Annotated in this window: 21 protein-coding genes; 11 read left to right on the top strand and 10 right to left on the bottom strand. The window is 67.4% G+C overall.

Features of this window, described 5'->3' with window-relative positions; genetic code table 11:
• The first annotated feature begins 4 nt into the window (after window positions 1-4).
• The 5 genes from NK1_RS24790 to NK1_RS24810 are packed head-to-tail and all read left to right on the top strand — an operon-like array spanning window position 5 to window position 4,252.
• Window positions 5-1,123, top strand: a complete 1,119-nt coding sequence (locus NK1_RS24790; protein ID WP_063012420.1) for an aromatic ring-hydroxylating dioxygenase subunit alpha — start codon at window positions 5-7, stop codon at window positions 1,121-1,123.
• Window positions 1,120-1,809 carry a hypothetical protein gene (locus tag NK1_RS24795; protein ID WP_063012422.1) on the top strand — a complete coding sequence of 230 codons (690 nt, stop codon included), beginning with the start codon at window positions 1,120-1,122 and terminating at the stop codon, window positions 1,807-1,809. The genes NK1_RS24790 and NK1_RS24795 overlap by 4 nt, the downstream gene beginning before the upstream one ends.
• Window positions 1,806-2,720: a hypothetical protein gene (locus NK1_RS24800; protein ID WP_063012424.1), complete on the top strand. Its 915-nt coding sequence runs from the start codon at window positions 1,806-1,808 to the stop codon at window positions 2,718-2,720. Before NK1_RS24795 ends, NK1_RS24800 begins: the two co-directional genes overlap by 4 nt.
• Window positions 2,717-3,484 (top strand): SDR family oxidoreductase, encoded by a 768-nt coding sequence (locus NK1_RS24805; protein WP_063012425.1) that lies wholly within the window; start codon window positions 2,717-2,719, stop codon window positions 3,482-3,484. The genes NK1_RS24800 and NK1_RS24805 overlap by 4 nt, the downstream gene beginning before the upstream one ends.
• Window positions 3,485-3,508: 24 nt before the next feature.
• A complete protein-coding gene (locus NK1_RS24810) occupies window positions 3,509-4,252 on the top strand; it encodes a maleate cis-trans isomerase family protein (protein ID WP_063012427.1) in 744 nt (247 codons plus the stop codon).
• Between the two features lie 46 nt (window positions 4,253-4,298).
• Here NK1_RS24810 and NK1_RS24815 read toward each other — a convergent pair whose 3' ends face one another.
• The gene (locus NK1_RS24815; RefSeq protein WP_036510425.1) at window positions 4,299-5,192 is read right to left on the bottom strand and encodes a DUF4437 domain-containing protein; all 894 of its coding nucleotides are present in this window, start codon (window positions 5,190-5,192) and stop codon (window positions 4,299-4,301) included.
• Window positions 5,193-5,273: 81 nt separating this feature from the next.
• Here NK1_RS24815 and NK1_RS24820 point away from each other — a divergent pair, with 81 nt between their 5' ends.
• Together NK1_RS24820 and NK1_RS24825 are read left to right on the top strand one after the other, a co-directional pair.
• Window positions 5,274-5,840: a TetR/AcrR family transcriptional regulator gene (locus tag NK1_RS24820; protein WP_036510422.1), complete on the top strand. Its 567-nt coding sequence runs from the start codon at window positions 5,274-5,276 to the stop codon at window positions 5,838-5,840.
• A 34-nt stretch (window positions 5,841-5,874) separates the two neighbouring features.
• The gene (locus tag NK1_RS24825) at window positions 5,875-6,618 is read left to right on the top strand and encodes a maleate cis-trans isomerase family protein (RefSeq protein WP_063012429.1); all 744 of its coding nucleotides are present in this window, start codon (window positions 5,875-5,877) and stop codon (window positions 6,616-6,618) included.
• Here NK1_RS24825 and NK1_RS24830 read toward each other — a convergent pair.
• Entirely contained in the window at window positions 6,601-7,443 is an 843-nt protein-coding gene (locus tag NK1_RS24830; RefSeq protein WP_063012431.1) for an HpcH/HpaI aldolase/citrate lyase family protein, read from the bottom strand. The two genes, NK1_RS24825 and NK1_RS24830, sit on opposite strands and share 18 nt — an antisense overlap.
• A gap of 177 nt (window positions 7,444-7,620) precedes the next feature.
• Between NK1_RS24830 and NK1_RS24835 the strand changes: the two genes are divergently transcribed.
• A complete protein-coding gene (locus tag NK1_RS24835; protein ID WP_157104426.1) occupies window positions 7,621-8,562 on the top strand; it encodes an alpha/beta hydrolase in 942 nt (313 codons plus the stop codon).
• Here the strand turns inward: NK1_RS24835 and NK1_RS24840 are convergent.
• Entirely contained in the window at window positions 8,505-9,023 is a 519-nt protein-coding gene (locus tag NK1_RS24840; protein ID WP_157104427.1) for a DUF4334 domain-containing protein, read from the bottom strand. The genes NK1_RS24835 and NK1_RS24840 overlap by 58 nt on opposite strands.
• Before the next feature lie 174 nt (window positions 9,024-9,197).
• Here NK1_RS24840 and NK1_RS24845 point away from each other — a divergent pair, with 174 nt between their 5' ends.
• Window positions 9,198-9,614 (top strand): YkvA family protein, encoded by a 417-nt coding sequence (locus NK1_RS24845; protein ID WP_063012435.1) that lies wholly within the window; start codon window positions 9,198-9,200, stop codon window positions 9,612-9,614.
• Between the two features lie 3 nt (window positions 9,615-9,617).
• Here the strand turns inward: NK1_RS24845 and NK1_RS24850 are convergent, their stop codons facing one another.
• The 4 genes from NK1_RS24850 to NK1_RS24865 form a co-directional block, all read right to left on the bottom strand.
• Window positions 9,618-10,667, bottom strand: coding sequence for an FAD-dependent oxidoreductase (locus NK1_RS24850; protein ID WP_167354299.1), 1,050 nt, complete (start codon window positions 10,665-10,667; stop codon window positions 9,618-9,620).
• Between the two features lie 111 nt (window positions 10,668-10,778).
• Window positions 10,779-11,357, bottom strand: coding sequence for a hemerythrin domain-containing protein (locus tag NK1_RS24855; RefSeq protein ID WP_063012439.1), 579 nt, complete (start codon window positions 11,355-11,357; stop codon window positions 10,779-10,781).
• Window positions 11,358-11,495: 138 nt separating this feature from the next.
• The gene (gene cutA / locus NK1_RS24860) at window positions 11,496-11,828 is read right to left on the bottom strand and encodes a divalent-cation tolerance protein CutA (RefSeq protein ID WP_063012441.1); all 333 of its coding nucleotides are present in this window, start codon (window positions 11,826-11,828) and stop codon (window positions 11,496-11,498) included.
• Entirely contained in the window at window positions 11,807-12,439 is a 633-nt protein-coding gene (locus tag NK1_RS24865; protein WP_084461508.1) for a helix-turn-helix domain-containing protein, read from the bottom strand. The genes cutA and NK1_RS24865 overlap by 22 nt, the downstream gene beginning before the upstream one ends.
• A gap of 256 nt (window positions 12,440-12,695) precedes the next feature.
• Here NK1_RS24865 and NK1_RS24870 point away from each other — a divergent pair, with 256 nt between their 5' ends.
• On the top strand, window positions 12,696-13,019 hold the full coding sequence (locus tag NK1_RS24870; RefSeq protein WP_063012444.1) for a hypothetical protein: 324 nt from the start codon (window positions 12,696-12,698) through the stop codon (window positions 13,017-13,019).
• A 127-nt stretch (window positions 13,020-13,146) separates the two neighbouring features.
• Here the strand turns inward: NK1_RS24870 and NK1_RS24875 are convergent, their stop codons facing one another.
• The 3 genes from NK1_RS24875 to NK1_RS24885 form a co-directional block, all read right to left on the bottom strand.
• Window positions 13,147-13,995: an SDR family NAD(P)-dependent oxidoreductase gene (locus NK1_RS24875; RefSeq protein WP_063012446.1), complete on the bottom strand. Its 849-nt coding sequence runs from the start codon at window positions 13,993-13,995 to the stop codon at window positions 13,147-13,149.
• Between the two features lie 206 nt (window positions 13,996-14,201).
• Window positions 14,202-14,648 (bottom strand): nitroreductase family deazaflavin-dependent oxidoreductase, encoded by a 447-nt coding sequence (locus NK1_RS24880; protein WP_245660791.1) that lies wholly within the window; start codon window positions 14,646-14,648, stop codon window positions 14,202-14,204.
• Window positions 14,649-14,761: 113 nt separating this feature from the next.
• Window positions 14,762-15,334: a TetR/AcrR family transcriptional regulator gene (locus NK1_RS24885; protein ID WP_063012448.1), complete on the bottom strand. Its 573-nt coding sequence runs from the start codon at window positions 15,332-15,334 to the stop codon at window positions 14,762-14,764.
• A gap of 99 nt (window positions 15,335-15,433) precedes the next feature.
• Between NK1_RS24885 and NK1_RS24890 the strand changes: the two genes are divergently transcribed.
• Window positions 15,434-16,726: an NADH:flavin oxidoreductase/NADH oxidase family protein gene (locus NK1_RS24890; protein WP_063012451.1), complete on the top strand. Its 1,293-nt coding sequence runs from the start codon at window positions 15,434-15,436 to the stop codon at window positions 16,724-16,726.
• Window positions 16,727-16,732: the final 6 nt, after the last annotated feature.

The raw sequence follows: 16,732 nt of genomic DNA on the forward strand, positions 1-16,732 counted from the left end.
CACGGTGCTCAAGAACTTCTGGTACGCAATGGAATTCGCGGACAAGGTCGGCCGGGCGCCACGCCGGGTGACCTGTCTGGGCCAGGACTTCGTGCTCTATCGCGCCGAATCCGGCGCGCCGGTCTGCCTGTCGGATCTGTGCGTGCACCGCGGCGGTGCCCTGTCGCTGGGAACGGTGAGCGGGGACTGCATCACCTGCCCGTACCACGGCTGGCAATACGACTCCGGCGGCGTGTGCGTGCGCATCCCCGCCAACGCGCCCGAACGGGCCATCCCCCGCAAGGCGCGAGTGGACGCCTATCCGGCGGTGGAGCGCTACGGCATGGTGTGGGCGTTCCTCGGCGATCTACCCGAGTCGCAGCGGCCACCGATTCCGGAGATTCCGCAGTGGGAGGATCCGGCGTTCCGAGCCGTGCAGTACGAGATGGTCATCGACGCCAACTACGAACGCGCCTTCGAGAACGTGGTGGACGCCTCGCACACACCCTTCGTGCACGGCACCGCGTTCGGCAACCCGGACAAACCGCAGATCCCGGATTTCCGGATACGGCAGACGGACTGGTCGGCGGAGGCGGATATTCCGCTGAGCCCGCCACCACCGAGGGGGCTGTGGGGCCTGCTGTTTCGCGGCAAGGCGATGCCGGAGTACGTCACCGTCACCAATGCCTGGTATCTGCCGAATATCGTGAAACTGCATGTGCGGCTGCCGATCGGCGATCTGATGCTCTACGACTTCAACATTCCGCTTTCGCAGGACCGCACACTGATCAAGATTCTCGGCTTCCGCAACTTCTTCACCGCCTCCTGGGCCGACGGCAACGCCCGCAAGCGCATCGAGAAGATCCTGCTGCAGGACCGGCCGGTGGTGGAATCCCAACGTCCGGAGCTGCTTCCGTTCGACCTGTCCGATGAGCTGCATGTGCGCAGCGATGCCCTGCAGGTCGCCTACCGCCGGCGCCGCGCCCAGTTGATCAAGGACGGCTGGTGGCTCGGCGGCGATGTGATCACCGGCGATTCGCCGCGACGCAGGGCCACCGTCATCGCCTCCCCCGCGCGCCTGGACGATCCCGAACTCGCCGCCGCCTGGGTGCACAAGGCCCGCCAGGGAGGAGACCCACGATGAGCCTGCCCACCACGCTGAGTACGCGCACTCTCGAAATACTTTCCGGCGCAACGGGTTCGATCGTCGTCGCGGAGAGAGCGCTGCACAGTCCCATGTCACCCGAACCGGTGGGCAGGTTGCGGGTGTTGCGCGGTGGTCTGATCGACAAGGTGGTGACCGTCGATCTGGTGGTGCCGCCCATCGGCCTGGACAGCCATATGATCTTCGCGTTCACCGCGGCCGATTCCGCGGTGCCGCATTTCACGCTCGACGCGGTCTACGGCGGCGAGTACTACGCCATGCACCTGGACCTGATTCCGCGTGCCGATCTGGCGGTGAATCTGGATTATCTGGACGCCGTCTATCTGCCGTTGACGCCGCTGCTGGATGCGGCCTGGCAGCTCGACGGCGTCGCACCGGCCGCCATCGGTCCCCGGCAGCGGGCGCTGATGTCACCGTGGATGGTGGTGTGCCGGGCGAGCGAATCGGCGTTCGGGCAACTCACCGAGACCGTCGACGCATACCTGCGGCATTGGCTCACCCTGCTGGACAAGGGCGTTCCGGCCCCGGATGCCGATCTGCCGGCCCGCGATCGCGCGAATCGCGCCAACCTGTTCAGCCCCGAGGTCGACCCGGTGTGGCATCAGGTGACCCGCCTGCTGGGCGCCGAGCAATCCGAACAGGTGCGCCGGGAGTTGCAGGGATGAGCACCACGGAGCCGAGCCGCTGGCAGCAGCGGATCGCGGGCGAATGGGTGGGGCGGCCCTCGCTGTTCGACGCCGAGGGCGTCTGGCTGGGATTCGAGGATATCCGCCGGTCCTCGGTGTTCGAGGACGGCACGACCACCTACTACATGGACGGCGGGCTCTCCGGCGGCGGACGGATGGCTGGGCGGTTCGCCCTCGGCGCCCCGTTCGAATTCGGTGTCCTGGACTCCGACGGCGATCGCATCTACACCGGGCCCGACTTCTACGGCTCCGGGCAGCCCTACGGCGGATTCGTCGACGCCCACTACTACGGGCCCGGCTGGCAGGTCTCGCTGAACACGTGGAATCAGACGATCGACGACACCCAGGTGTATTCGTCGCTGCTGTATCAGGGCCCGGCGATGGTCGGCGTGTTCACCGGGCTCTACACCCGAGACCCGGCGCTCGCCGAGGAGCGAGTGAATACCGAAACGCGCTGTGGTGGAGTGACATTCATTTTTCCCACCAAGGACGACAGTTGCTATGCCGGCGATCTGGAAGTGTGGTCGGTGGAGCAGCGCAGCCTAGGCACTACTCGGCTGACCCGCACCGTCGGACCCCTCGGCCTGCTCACCGCGGCCCATCGGCTCGAGTTCGCGGGGCCGCTCGGATCCGTGATCGATGTCGTCGTCCGTCGCGACGGCGCACGCACATTCCACGAGGGCCCCGACGCGTTCGGCAACGGATTGGCTTGCGGCCGAGCCAATTTCGTACGGCTGCACCACCGTGACGGCCGTCGGCTCATCGGCCGCGAATTCATGATGGACGCCGAACCGGGTATGGGCGCAGGGTCCACTCTCGCGGTCGCCTATCAAGTGTTCGAACACAACCGGCTGTCGGTGATCGTGCACGGCGTCCTGGAGCGGCAATGAGCAACGTGGTCATCACCGGCGGCACCCGGGGTATCGGATTGGGGATGGCCCGGGCGCTACTGGCCCGCGGCCATCGCGTCGCGGTCTGCGGCACCGACCCGCAACGGATCGAATCGGCACGCACCGAACTCGGCGAGGACGCCGTGGTGCTGGCCGCCGACACCACCGATCGTGACGATCTGCGCAGCCTGTGGGATGCGGCGGCGCAACGATTCGGCGCCGTGGACATCTGGATCAACAACGCCGGCGTCTCCCAGACCCGCGCGCCGATGTGGGAGCTACCGGACGCCGCGGTGCGAAAGGTGATCGACACCAACCTGATCGGCGTCCTCAACGGCTGCGTGGTCGCGATCGCCGGTATGTCCGAGCACGGCGGCCACATCTGGAATATGGAGGGGTTGGGCAGCGACGGGCGCACCGTACCCGGTCTCGGTGTCTACGGAGCCAGCAAGCGTGCGGTCGGCTACCTCACCGTGGCGCTCGCCAAGGAGGTTCCGCCCGGCGTCTCGGTCGGTGTCCTCAGCCCCGGCATGGTCACCACCGACCTGCTCACCCACGGATACACCGACCCGGACGAGTTGGCCAAGGCCCGCAAGATCTTCGCCATTCTCGCCGATCCGGTGGACACCGTCGCGCCCTGGCTGGCCGAGCGGGCCGTCACTCGCATCCGCAACGGGGCGCGAGTCGAGTGGCTGACCACGGGCAAGGTGATCCGCCGCTTCGCCGCGGCACCGTTTCGCACCCGCGACCCGTTCGCCGCGTAGCCGATTCCAGAAGGAGCTGTTTCGATGCCCGACGTACTCGGCTGGCGAGCCAAGTTCGCAGTCCTGGCCCCGTCCACCAATACCGTGGTCGAGCCCGATTTCGCGCGCCTGGGTGTGCCCGGGGTGACCGCGCATTTCGGCCGCATTCACATCCGCGACCAGGATATGAGCGACGACGCCGGAATGGGCCGGCTGCTCGAGCAGATCCGCGACGAGATCGTCGCCGCGTGCGAGCGGGTGCTGACCTGCGAACCCGATTACATGGTGATGGGAATGTCGGCCGAGACGTTCTGGGGCGGCGTCGAGGGCAACCGCCGCTTCGTGCGCCAGATTCACGACGTGACCGGACTCGAGGTCGCCACCGGCGCCGAGGCGTGCCGGCGCGCACTGGCGCTCTACGGTGCGCGCCGCATCGGCGTGGTCACGCCCTATCAACAAGTAGGCGACGAGAATGTGGTGCGATTCTTCGGCGAGCTCGGTTTCGAGGTGAAGGCGATCAAGGGACTGCGCTGCCCCACAGCCGTTTCCATCGCCCACGTCACCGAGGACGAGCTGCGCTCCGCACTGCGCGAGGTCGACGGTGACGGCGTGGACGCGCTGGTGCAGTGCGGAACCAACCTGTCGATGGTGCGGTTGGCCGACGAGGCCGAACGCTGGCTGGGCAAACCCGTGCTGGCGATCAACGCGGCGACCTGGTGGATGGCGTTGCGCGACAACGGGTTCACCGATCGCATCGAGGGCGCGGGCTCACTGCTGCGCGACCATTGACCGGTCCCGTGCCCCTCCGGCGCCAGGGAGGGGCACGGGCCGCGACCTACTGATAGCTCGGATTCGCCCACGCGCCGACCGATTTCGACCGGACCGGCTCGATGAACCGCGGCGCCGCCGTCTCCGGGAAGTCCGGCCCCCAATTGGTGGCATCGCCCGCCATGGACACGCTCGCGTTCTCGGTGTACCAGTCGACCAGATCCGCGTCCGAGCGGATGATCCAGGTGCAGCCGCGCTCGGCATCGGCGGTGAAGTCACCGTGCCGGATGTACGGCGGGCGCCAGAAGTAGGTGCCCGGCCACATGGTGCCGAAGTTGTACTCGAAACCGCCGTCGAGACAATACGCTTCCTCGCTGCACGGATGATGCGCCAGCGGCACCTCCCGCCATCCCGGCTTCGCCTTGATCAGGCGGGTGTAGAAGCCGGTCTTCTCGTCGCGGTGCAGCAGTTTGATGTAGAGCCCGGGCACGGGGGTGCCGCCCAGATCGAACCGCATCGGGCTGCCGTCCTTCACATCGATCCACGGCATCGACGCGGTATCCAGGACGACGAGTTCCTGGTCGGGACGCACGAATTCGCGATCACCGTCCGCCAGGTCGAACCCCCAGCCGCCCCCCTCCCGGAACAGCAGAATTTCCGTACCGGCCGCTACCCGGATCGGCGGCGTCCACACCCCGGCCGGCGCCGTCCAGTAGCCGTGGGTTCCGAGTTCGTTGTCGCCCACGGTTATTCGCCCGGACAGCACGAACCATTCGGTGTCGGCCACGTGCACGCCTGCGGGCCGGGACCAGTCGCTGGTGAACCGGACCTTCAGCGAGGCCGAACCATCCTCCTCGTCATAACTGAGGTTGCGTTGTTCGGCACTGCCCGTGGCGCGCTGGAACTCGGCGCGGTGCCAGATCAGATCTTTGTCGTCGATGAGCTCTACATGTGGACGCATGGGTCCTCCTCCCGGAGCTGACTTTCCGATACAGAATGTAGTGCTTATCAATAAGCAAAACAAGATGTATCGTTTATTACCGTGAACAGACCCGGACGTCCTTCCGGACCGGCCACCGACACCGCGGAGATCGTGCTCACCGCCGCGCTGGAACTGGTCCTCACCGAGGGCGCGGCCGCCCTGACGCCCCGGCGGCTGCACGCCGTGACAGGCGTTGCGCGCACCACCATCTACCGCCATTGGCCGGCACCCAAGGACTTCCTCGCCGCACTGATCACCGTGGCACCCCACCCCTCCCCGGAGCCGACCGGCGATCCGGTCGCCGACCTGCACGGCGAGGTCGATTCACTCTGTGATCGACTGCGCGACAAGCCGGTTGCCGCGTTCCTTCGCGCCCTGGTGACCGCCTCGGCGGCAGATCCCGACTGCGTCGAATTGCGCCACCGATACGTCAGCGACCTGCTCGCGCCGTTCCGCGCCGCGGTGCGCCGCGCCGGAGTGCGGGAGCAGGCGGCGATCGAGGAGATCGCGCTGTCCATCGTGGCGCCGCTGCTCGTGGACGTACTGCTGTTGGACGGCCCCGTCGACCGGGACCGCGCACACCGCGCGGTCGATCAGGCACTGGAACACAGTTCCGGCCGTCGCTGAGGCGGCCGGTCGCAGCGAGCGAGGAGACCTCGAGATGACCAATGCCGTGGGAACCCGCGCCGTCTTCGGCGTCATCGTGCCCAGTACCAATACCGTTGTCGAACACGACTATTGGCGGGCCGGGCTGCCGGGAATCAGCTACCGGGCCGGGTCGATGTACATTCCCGATCCGGTCATGGGCGACGACGACGATTTCCGGGCGCTGCTGGGCCAGATCCGCGCCTCCATCGATACCGCCGTGCGCGATGTCCTCACCGCCGAACCGGACCGCATGGTCATGGGCATGTCCGCGGAAACGTTCTGGGGCGGGGTCGAGGGCAATGCGGCCTTCGAACGACGGCTGCGGGAACGCACCGGCCTGCCGGTGACGACGGGGGCGAGTTCGTGCCGCGCGGCCCTGCACGCCCTGGGATGCCGGCGGATCGCGGTGTTCTCGCCGTATCAGCCGGTCGCCGACGAGGAGGTGGGCCGGTTCTTCACCGAGGCCGGCTTCGAGGTCGCCGCGATCACCGGGCTGCGCTGCCCGACCGCCATGGATATCGCCAAGGTCCGGCCCGACCGGCTGCGCGCGGTGGTCGCGGGACTGGACGGGCCGCAGGTGGAGGCGATCGTGCAGGTGGGCACGAATCTGTCCTTCGTGGCAACGGCCGACGAACTGGAACGCGAGTTGGGAAAACCGGTGATCGCGATCAATGCCGCGACGCTGTGGCATGCGTTGCGCGAGCACGGGATCGACGACCGCGTCGAAGGGGCCGGACGACTACTGCGCGAACAGTGACCGATCGCCCGCTTCGGCCAGCAATCGCTGGGCGCGGCGGACGACAGCGAGATCGACCATACGACCGTCGGCGTCCAGTACGACGCCACCGCCCCCGGCCTCGAAGCGCGCCACCAGATCCCGGGCGCGCGTCAGCTCCTCGGCGGACGGGGTGAACACCGCGTTCACGACCGGCAGCTGGGCGGGATGGATACAGGTGCGGCCGCGAAACCCCAAGCGCGCCAACGCTTCGGTGCTCTCTCGGAGTGCGGCCAGATCGCGGAAGTCGGTGCTGACCGGAGCCGGCGGCGGTTCGAGACCCGCGGCCCCGCTGACCAGCACCAGGTGAGTGCGGATCGCCAGCAGTTCCGCGCCGTCGGGGCCCGGCGCCATCCCGATATCGGCACACAGATCCGCCTCACCCAGCTGCAGTCGCAGCACCCGCGGCGCCGCGGCGATCTCACGGGCAGCGAGCACCGCCGCCGCGCTTTCGAGCAGCGGGCAGATGCCGACAACGCCCGGTGCCGGCTCACGGTCGCTCAGCACACCCGCCGCCGCGCGGACCTGTTCGGCCGATTCGGTTTTCGCCAGGCATACCGCGGCGGGTCCGGCGGCCGCCACCGCGCACAGATCGGCGTCGTCGCCGGAATTCACCCGCACCCAGATGCGTCCGCGGCTCGTCGCGGGGAGCGGGGCCAGCCATGCCGACACCAGTTCACGGGCGCGGACCTTCTCCCCTGCCGGGACGGAGTCCTCGAGGTCCAGCAGAACCACATCGGCAGGTCCGGCCAACGCCTTGTCGAACAGCGCCGGACGGTTGCCCGGGACATAGAGCGCCGATCTCATCAACTACCCCTCGCACCGGCTCGGGAATCGCCGTACTATTCCCTTGGAAGAAACACCGTTTCGGTGAATGAAACATAGCGGTTTCGGCCCGGAGCTGTCCACCCGTTGGGTTTCTCAGGAACCCCCTCGCGGTCGGCTCACCGCGCCGAAACCGGCTGCCCGGCACAGGGAGTCGCGATGGCCTTTCGAACTTCGGCCCTCACCGTCATGGCCGGGGCATGCGTCGCCGTCCTCGGATTCGCCCCAGCGGCCGCCGACTCGCCAGGTTTGCCGGGGACGATCGCACTGCCGTGCGCCGGGACGACCCTCGAGCAACATGCCGACTGGTATCTGCCCGCCGGCACACCGCGCGGACTGGTGTGGTTGCAGCACGGATTCGCCCGCGCCGACGGCAATGTCGCCGCGCTCGCCGCTCGTCTGGCCGGTGCCGGCAACCTCGTCTTCGCGCCGAGCCTGCCGTTCATGAACCTGTCGGGCTGCACGCTGCAGAACCTCGGCGACAATACGGTGTTCCTGGATCAGGTGGCCCGATTGTTCGCTACCGCGAACGATCCCACCGGCCCGCTGGCCACCGCCCTCGCCACCGCCGCCGCGCAGGCCGGCGTCACCGCACCTGCCCTGCCGCGGCAGTTCGTGTTCGTCGGCCATTCGGCCGGGGCCGAGGCGGTCGAGTACGTCGCCCACCGCCTGCACGCCGGCGCTGCGCAGGCCTGGCCGAATCTGCGCGGACTGATCCTGCTGGATCCGGTGAAATCCTTCCTCGGCACCAACACCGACACCGCTCTGGCCGATCTCGCCCCTACCGCCCTGCCGATTCTCACGATCTCCGGCCCACCCGGCCTGTGCAACAACTTCGCCAGCGGCACAGCGGCCCTTCAGACGCACCTGCACCGGCCGTTCGTCGGCATTCGCCTCACCTCCGGCGAACACACCGACGCCGAAGGACCTTCCAGCGATGGATTGGGCGAATTATTCTGCGGCACACCGCAGCCCGCCAACTGGGCCATGCTCGAACGAACCACCACGACATGGACCCGCGCCTACTTCACCGGCACCACCGACTATTCGGTGACCTCGCCGGCCACCGCTGTCCACCTCGAGACTCTCGCGGGGGCGTAGCGGCCGTCGTCGAGGGCGTATTTGCCGTCCATGATGCCCATCACGGCGTCGTCGTCGATCTTCTTGAAATGGTCGTGCACGGGCTGCCCGTCGAACACCATCGTCGCAGTGACCTCGCCGCGAAATTCCTCCATCCAGAGGCTGCCCTCGCCGTTGTCGGTGTTCGAGTATTTGTTGCCGTCGGCGTCCAGACAGACCAGCGGCTTCACATCGGTGGCCGAATCGAACGTCTTGCCGAACCAGTTGACGAGGGCCAGCGTTCCGTTCTCCCGGTGGCCGGTGTCGAACTCGCCGCCCTGCCATTCACCGATCATGAAATCGATGGTCGCGGGCTCCAGCGTGGCCCAGAACTCGTCGAGATCGGCGTCCGGGATGAACGAACGCTCCGGTCCGCTGACGAGACGGCGCCCGGCGCGTTCCTTCAGTTCGGTGAATGTCTTGCGAGCCGATTCGTCGCTCACGATGCTCTCCAATCCGACGGCGGAGGCTTGTGAACACGGTACCGCCGAGCGACCGGGCAAGCTATGGGCAAACCTGCGGTCGAAGTGTCCGCCACGATCGTGTGGAGGCGAACACGACCGGACCCGGGGACCCCACCGCCGATCGAGGCGACGTGTGATGGTGGGATACCGATCATGACCGGCTCGTGGTGGTGGGATCTGCTGGTCGCGGTCGCGGCCGCGCTCATCGTGTGCTGGTTTGCGCTGATCACGGCGCTGATCATCGTCCGGCCGCGCGGCAACCTGCTGCGGGAAGCCCTGCGGATCCTGCCCGACACCCTGCGCCTGATCCGCCGCCTGGCCGCCGACCGCTCCCTGCCACGCGGCGTCCGGATCCGGCTCTGGCTGGTGCTGGCCTACCTCGCCTCACCCCTGGACCTGATCCCCGACATCATCCCCGGCATCGGATACGCCGACGACGCCATCATCGTCACCGCGGTCCTGCGCAGCGTCGTCCGCGCCGCCGGCCCGGAGGCGGTCCGCGCCCATTGGCCCGGCACCGACGACGGTTATACCGCCCTCGCCCGGCTCACAGGGCTGCCGGTGCGATAGTCGTCATCGGCGCCGCGCCCGCAGAGCCGCTTCGCGGTCGATGACGATCTGCTTGCGGCGTTGCGTCATCGCTTCGGCGGGTGAGGCGGTGCCGACGATCGCGTCGAAGACGGCGCGGGCGTCCTCGAGCGCGTCGCGGGCGCCCACTCCGGCGGCCGGAGTGATCGCGTGGTCGGCGTCACCGATGAGGATGACCGAATCCTGCGGTGCGCGTGCATCTTCCAGGGGGACGTTGCGGGCGTTGCTGACGTGCACCTGTTCCGTCCGCGACAGGAAGGCCGACACCAGCGCCCGGCTGGAAGGTGTTGCGGCCAGAACGGTTTCGGCCCACTCGTCGACCGGTCGCATCCCGATATCGTCGCGGGTGCCGGGGAGCGGATCGCGCGGGATCCGCACGAACCACGGGGCTGCCGGATCCTCGGGACGCCAGATGTGGCCGAAAGTACTTCCGGCACTGCCGTCTTCGGCGACCTCGGCGTAGAAGTGGAGGACTGCGGGGGTGGTGGGCGGTGGCGGATCCAGTGGCGTGCCGGTCATTCCGTACAGCACGACGTCACCGGCGTAGACGGGAGTGCGAGCGGGTTCCAGCGCGGCGCGGACGACGGAGTCGATACCGTCGGCGCCGATCAGCAGTCCCTCGGCGGCGAGGACTTCGGAGCCGCGCCGGATCGTGTGGTTGTCCTCGCCCACGGTCACGCCGGTGATCGGCTCGCCGTAGCGCAGCTCGGCGCCCGAGCCCGCGACGAACTCCGACAGCACGCCCATGAGGTTGCGGCGCAACCAGAAACGATGACCGCGACTGGGCATCGCGCTGCGCCGTTCGCGGCTGTCCTCGTAGTCGAGACCCGCCAGCGGATACGAAACCTCGTGCAGCGCCGAACGATCGACGCCCATCGCCGCCATCGCGTCGTGCCCGCGCCCGTCGATGAACAGAAACGCCCCGGCTCCGGGCCCCGGGCGCTGTTGTTCGTAGACCGCTACCCGATGCCCTCGCCGGGCGAGACCACCGGCCAGGCAACTGCCCGCGATCCCACCACCGATAACGCTCACCATGTCCTGCGACCTCCTAGCGTTGTCGTGCCGGCGGCCACCCGCCGGGAGAGGCACGTGTCCAGAGTGCCACGCCCACGCGGACATTCGCGTCGTCTCCCCTGGGTGAGGTGCTCAGCTGGGCGGAATTCGCTTCAAACTACCCACGCTGAGCGATCCGTTGCCCCCGGTTCGCAACGCCGCCTCCGCCGCACGGACGTAGCCGGCAGGGTCTTTGTCGACGGGCACGACACCGGCGTAGTTGCGCGCCTCGTACGCGGCGAAGGCCACCGCGAGGTGATGACGGAGCTGCAACCCGGCCAGGCGCCGGAAGTCGGTGAGCCCCTCACGCTCTTCCTCGGCCATATGATCGCTGTTGGCCAGATTCGCGGCCGCGACCGCCGCGTACCACTCGTCGGTGCCGACCTGGTGCCGTCCTACTTCGGCGACCGCGTCCCTGATCTCGTTGTGGTCACCGATCGCGTCGAGCGTCTCGTCCTCCGTCCCGCTCGCCCGCCGAGCCGCGATCCCCACCTGCAGCAGCGCCGGATAGAAAATCTCCTCCTCCGCCTGCGCATGCAATTCGAGAAACGCCGCCAACCTGTCCCAGATCGACCCCAAGGCACCGGTGTCCCCCCGATCGATCTGCTCCAGAATCGCGAACAGCCGCCGCTGCTCGTGATGGTCATCGAGGATCAACTGGGTGATATCCACATTTCCTCCCTGACGCCGCATCGCTGGTAAGCACGGAACCCAACGGCCGCCCGGTCAGCCGGAACCTCCTGGGAACCTGACGACAATGTACTACCGGGTCGCGTCCCGACGCTGCGAGCTGGATTGACTGTTCGGCGGCTAGCGCGGTCGCGTGCTGTCCAGGACCCAATCCCGATATCCCGGATGGGTCTGGACCGCTTCCGTGGCTATCACCTGCGGTGTCTCGTCCGGATGCTTGTCTTTCAGGAACGCCAAGATGTCGTCCACCCGCGATCGCCGAGTGTGCAGGATGGCCAACGACTCCCGGTCGTCTTGTACTGCGCCGTCCCACCGGTAGATACTGCGGATGCCGGGAACGATATTGCCGCAGGCCACATATCGGGCTTCCACTAGTTCACGGACCAGCCCGGCGAGAAATTCCGGGTCGCTGGCAGTGATCGAAACGTCTACTACGGTTTCAGTGTCGGCCATGCCTTCAATTGTCCCTCAGTTCGGGCCATGTCACGGACCAAGGCCTCCGCGACCCAACGTTCCCGCGCGACCGCACACCAACCTTGCACAACCGGTGCAACATACGACTGACCGACCCATCCGCCCCTCATCATCTGGCCGTGCGGGTGAAGTTCGAAATACAGCGTTCCCTTCGATCGCACATTTCCGTCAGCAGCGACGTACCAACCCATGAACGCTTCGGAGTCGTAGAGCTTCATTTCACCGGTCCACGCGTAGGACCCTTCCGACACCGGCCGGGCGCGGGCGCCAGCGAGTTGCAGCCACAATCCGTCTTGCTCGATATGCAGTTCGAGCGTGTCGATTCGTTCCCCGGCATCTCCGAATGCCTGCCCCGAGTACCACCAGTCACCAGAGAAATCGAGTCCGGCGGCGGTCTTGCCCGCGAGCGTGTTCAGTGACACGTCCAACACCTCGGAGAGCCGGACGAGGTCCGACACAACTGGTTCGGTTTCGCCTGTCTCCCAACGGGACACGGTCTTCTGGTCCGTGCCGACCAACTTCGCAAGCTGGGTCTGTGAGTAGCCAAGGACCTTTCTCCGTTGCCGGATGACGTCACCCGTCACGCTCACTGGTAATGCCTCTCGTCGGTTGGCCTACGCGGCCGATTCTATAACTAGACTCATACGTCTAGACTAGACATAGTCGCCTGGTGAGTGCATCATTGCGATACGTCCCCGCGCCGGGTTGAGACAACCTCTCCGGCGCCGGATGCAATACCGAAAGCCCTTCGAACCGGGGAGTGCCTGTCGATGCGTGTTGAGGGAAACGAGACGAAATCCGCGATGCTCGACATCGTCGCGCCGTATATCGCCGAAGACGACGGCGATGAGAGCTGAGCCCACGGCGCTCGCATGGATCGCAGACGAGGTCAGCGAGACAGCGCAATGGCATGCAGCGCAACTGAGGAGGTTGGCGCGGCATCTCGGCTACACGCTCGTGTGGCCTGAAGCAAGTCTCGTCCCACTGCCGGATCTCGTACGGGACGCCGACGTCGATGCCGTGCTCACCCCATCGCCGGAGCACATGGACGCACTTACACTCAACGCCGTCATGGCGCTGGCGGACGTGGAGACCGTATCGCCGCGCCTGTCATTCGCGAAGTGGCCAGAAATCAAGCATCGGAGGGGATTCGGATGCTCGGTCTTTTGATAGTCGTGTGCCTGCTGTCGGTCGCTGTCTACTACGCGGTGTTGTACTGGCCGCCGCGGAAGCGCAAGCCCCGCTGGGCTCACAAGGACCTACGCGCGGACATCGGCGCGCCGCGCGAGGCTCGATCTCAATCCAGCCCGACGAGATCGGCTGAGGCGGACCACAGTTCGTCGATGAGGTGGCGGTTGTGGGCTTGGGGCGACTCGGGGCCTTTTGCGCGGTGGCGGTGGAAGTAGACGCCGTTGATTTCCGGGTCGGCGCCGCGGCGGGCCAACTCGATCAGGGGTTCGGCGCCACGGGCGGGAGTGATGGTGCCTACGTGGCGCAGCGGGGTGCGGTAGAGCAGGCCGACGGCGCGGGAGTCGCGGCCGAAGCTCGAGGCCACGGGGCCGGGATGGACTGCGGCGGAAACGATTCCGTCCGATGTCCAGCGCTGCGCGATACCACGGGTGAACATGATGTTCATCAGCTTGCTCGACCCGTAGGCGCGCCATCCGAAGGCGCGGCGGCGGCGGTAGTCGAGGTCGGAGATGTCGACGCGTCCGAACAGGTTGCCGACGCTCGCGGTGTTCAGCACGAGCGCACCGTGGGCGGCGAGTTTGTCGTGCAGCAGATTGGTGAGAAGGAACGGGGCGAGGTGGTTGATCTGGAAGTTGGGTTCGTGCCCGTCGACGGTCCGCTGCTGCGGCTCGAAGAGGCCGCCCGCGTTGTTGAGCAACACGTCGATCGCGCCGGCATGTTCGCCGATCTGCTCGGCGAGACCGCGCACATCGTCGAGGACGGCGAAATCGGCCGTGAAGGCGGTCGCACCGGTGTCGGCGGTCACGGCGGCGAGTTTCTGTGCCGACCTGCCGACGATGACGAGGTCGACGTCGGGCGCGGCCAGCGCCCGCGCGGTCACCGCTCCGATGCCGTCGCTGGCACCGGTAATGACGATCGTGCGTCGCGGGTTCGAGGCTGATCGGCTCTCTGTCACCAGGGTCTCCAGTCGGTGAGTGCGTGGGGTACAGCCGCGCGAGCTGCATTGATTGTGGTGCCGTTGGACGTTCGTGGTCGGCGCCCGCCTTCGATATGTCACCAGCTTACGATTCGGCCGATGCCATGGTGCGGCAGCCGAGGTCGGCGATCAGCGACGGCGTCCGACTGCGGGCATCCTCGCGCCCGCGGGCCGGGGGTGCGCGGTCATCGTGTGCCCTCCAGCTCGCAGATGACTACCGGGATCTCCCGCGTGGTCCGCGTCTGGTAGTTCGCGTAGCCCCGGTAGACCTCGGTGATCTGTGGCCACAGCCGCGCCCGTTCCTCCGCATTCGCGGTGCGGGCGTGGATCTTCCGGCGCTGTCCGTCGATCACGAGTTCGGCATCGGGATGCGCCTGCAGGTTGCGGTACCAGTCGGGATGGCGGTCGTCGCCGCCTTTGGACGCCACCAGTATCACCCGATTTTCGTCGCGCACCGGCGAGGTCAGGTAGCACGATCGCGGCTGACCGGATTTGCGGCCGATGGTGTGCAATTCGACCACCGGCATACCGAATGGCTCGGCCAGTAGCCGATTTCCGCTGACCGCGAGCACCAGCCGGTGCGCGATGTTCATCATCTTGGCCCCGGCGTCTTTCACCGTGTTCTTGTTCACCACGTGCCCCTTGTCGGATTTCTCGCCACTGCGGTCCGCGTGACACCTGAGCGAGTAAGCGGCGCATACATTAGCAGATATGTGGACGACGTCAACATATGTAGCTTCGGGCATCACCCGGCAGCCAGAACGGCGCGCACCGCCGAGTTCACCGTGGCCGCAACGACTTCCGGCGACGACGCGTCGAGCTTGCCATCGAGGTGCAAGAAGGCCAGGCCGTGTACCAGCGCCCACACCGCGGTCGCCGTGGCATCCGGATCGGTGTGCGGAAATGCTTGCCGCACAATGCCGTCGACGAATTTTTCGATCACCTCGGCCGCAGCCCGCTCGGCATCGGCCGAACCACAGGGCTCGGCGAACATCACCCGGAACATGCCCGGCCGCGTCAGAGCGAATCGCACGTAGGCGTTGGCCACGGCCGCCAACCCGTCGGGCGTCTCCGGCTCGGGATGCGCCGCGGCCAGTTGCCCGGCCAGATCTCCGTATCCAACGGCGGCCACCGCCGACAGCAGCGCCTCACGGTCGGCGAAATGCCGATAGGGCGCCGCCGTGGAGACACCCGCCCGCCGCGCGGCCGCCCGCAGCGACAGCTCGGGCGCACCGCTCTCCTCCAGCAGTTCCACCGCCGCGCGGACCAACGCGTTGGGCAGGTCTCCATGGTGATACGACGCACTCGACAGTGCCATATCCCCACCTTCCATTGTTGACGCCGCTTACATATTCCTCTATGTTAGCACTGTCCACACAATGTGAACGCCGCAAACATACCCAGGAAGGAGGCCGCCGTGCCCAGCGCTTCGACACGAGACACGCTGTTCTCGCCGGTGGAACTACGGTCCGGCCAGGTACTGCGCAACCGCATCGCGAAGGCCGCCATGGAGGAGGGACTGGCCGGGCGGGCACAGCTGCCCGACGATCGGCTGATCGCGCTGTACCGGCGGTGGGGCGCCGGCGGCGCCGGCCTGCTGATCACCGGCAACGTAATGGTGCATGCCGAGGCGCTGACCGGACCCGGCGGCATCGTCCTGGACGCGGATTCCCCACTCGAGCCGTTCGCCGCCTGGGCCGAGGCCGGAAAGGCCGCCGGGGCCGCGATATGGATGCAAATCAGCCACCCCGGTCGCCAAATTCAGGCGAATATGCCGGGCGTCGTCTGGGGCCCATCCGATATCGCCGTCGACGTGGGCCGGCATTCCAAGCGGTTCGGCCGCCCGGTCGCCATGACCGCCGAGCAGATCCGTGACACCGTCACCCGCTTCGCCACCACCGCCGAGCGGGCCGAACTCGCGGGCTTCGACGGCGTGGAAATCCATGCCGCACACGGATATCTGCTATCGCAGTTCCTGTCGCCGCTGGTGAACAACCGCACCGACGAATGGGGCGGTTCCCTCGCCAACCGCGCGCGCCCGCTCCTGGACATCGTGCGCGCCACCCGGGCGGTGGTGTCACCCGAATTCGCGGTGGCCGTGAAACTGAACTCCGCCGACTTCCAGCGCGGCGGATTCGACGCCGACGACGCGCGCAAGGTCATCGGCATGCTGGCAGGCCTCGGCGTGGATCTGGTGGAGGTGTCGGGCGGTAGTTACGAAAGCCCCGCCATGTCCGGGCGGCCCACCGATGGCCGCACGGCGGCGCGGGAGGCCTACTTCCTGGAGTTGGCCGCCGAACTGGCCGAGACCAGCCCGATTCCGCTGATGTTGACCGGCGGCATCACGCGCAGCGACACCGCCGAGCGCGTGCTCGCGAAGAATGTCGCCGTCGTCGGCATGGGCACCGCCCTCGCGGTCACCCCGGATCTGCCCAACCGCTGGCGCGAGGGACTGGGCGCGGCCGGCGCGTTGAAGCCGGTGACCTGGTCGGACAAACCACTCGCCTCGCTGGCGCAGATGGCGCAGGTCCGCTACCAGATGCGGCGCATGGCCGCCGGAAAGGACCCGGCCCTCGGTGTCCATCCCGCGCTGGCCCTCGCCGCCGATCAGCGAGCGAAGTCGCGTGCGCTGCGCCGCTACTCACGATGGCTGGCGTCGACGCGGCGCGAACGAGCCACGTCACCGGCCTCCCGGCTCGCGACGCGGTAACCCCCG

Origin of the sequence: Nocardia kruczakiae NBRC 101016, assembly GCF_001612965.1 — a bacterium.
Lineage (GTDB): Bacteria > Actinomycetota > Actinomycetes > Mycobacteriales > Mycobacteriaceae > Nocardia > Nocardia kruczakiae.

What these genes read in the sequence shown, in the direction of transcription:
- NK1_RS24850 (WP_167354299.1), bottom strand. Translation starts at nt 10,667, where the DNA reads ATGGTGAGCGTTATCGGTGGTGGGATCGCGGGCAGTTGCCTGGCCGGT.
- NK1_RS24835 (WP_157104426.1), top strand. Translation starts at nt 7,621, where the DNA reads ATGGCCTTTCGAACTTCGGCCCTCACCGTCATGGCCGGGGCATGCGTC.
- NK1_RS24805 (WP_063012425.1), top strand. Translation starts at nt 2,717, where the DNA reads ATGAGCAACGTGGTCATCACCGGCGGCACCCGGGGTATCGGATTGGGG.
- NK1_RS24800 (WP_063012424.1), top strand. Translation starts at nt 1,806, where the DNA reads ATGAGCACCACGGAGCCGAGCCGCTGGCAGCAGCGGATCGCGGGCGAA.
- NK1_RS24885 (WP_063012448.1), bottom strand. Translation starts at nt 15,334, where the DNA reads ATGGCACTGTCGAGTGCGTCGTATCACCATGGAGACCTGCCCAACGCG.
- NK1_RS24815 (WP_036510425.1), bottom strand. Translation starts at nt 5,192, where the DNA reads ATGCGTCCACATGTAGAGCTCATCGACGACAAAGATCTGATCTGGCAC.
- NK1_RS24825 (WP_063012429.1), top strand. Translation starts at nt 5,875, where the DNA reads ATGACCAATGCCGTGGGAACCCGCGCCGTCTTCGGCGTCATCGTGCCC.
- cutA (WP_063012441.1), bottom strand. Translation starts at nt 11,828, where the DNA reads ATGGCCGACACTGAAACCGTAGTAGACGTTTCGATCACTGCCAGCGAC.
- NK1_RS24795 (WP_063012422.1), top strand. Translation starts at nt 1,120, where the DNA reads ATGAGCCTGCCCACCACGCTGAGTACGCGCACTCTCGAAATACTTTCC.
- NK1_RS24845 (WP_063012435.1), top strand. Translation starts at nt 9,198, where the DNA reads ATGACCGGCTCGTGGTGGTGGGATCTGCTGGTCGCGGTCGCGGCCGCG.
- NK1_RS24830 (WP_063012431.1), bottom strand. Translation starts at nt 7,443, where the DNA reads ATGAGATCGGCGCTCTATGTCCCGGGCAACCGTCCGGCGCTGTTCGAC.
- NK1_RS24870 (WP_063012444.1), top strand. Translation starts at nt 12,696, where the DNA reads ATGAGAGCTGAGCCCACGGCGCTCGCATGGATCGCAGACGAGGTCAGC.
- NK1_RS24810 (WP_063012427.1), top strand. Translation starts at nt 3,509, where the DNA reads ATGCCCGACGTACTCGGCTGGCGAGCCAAGTTCGCAGTCCTGGCCCCG.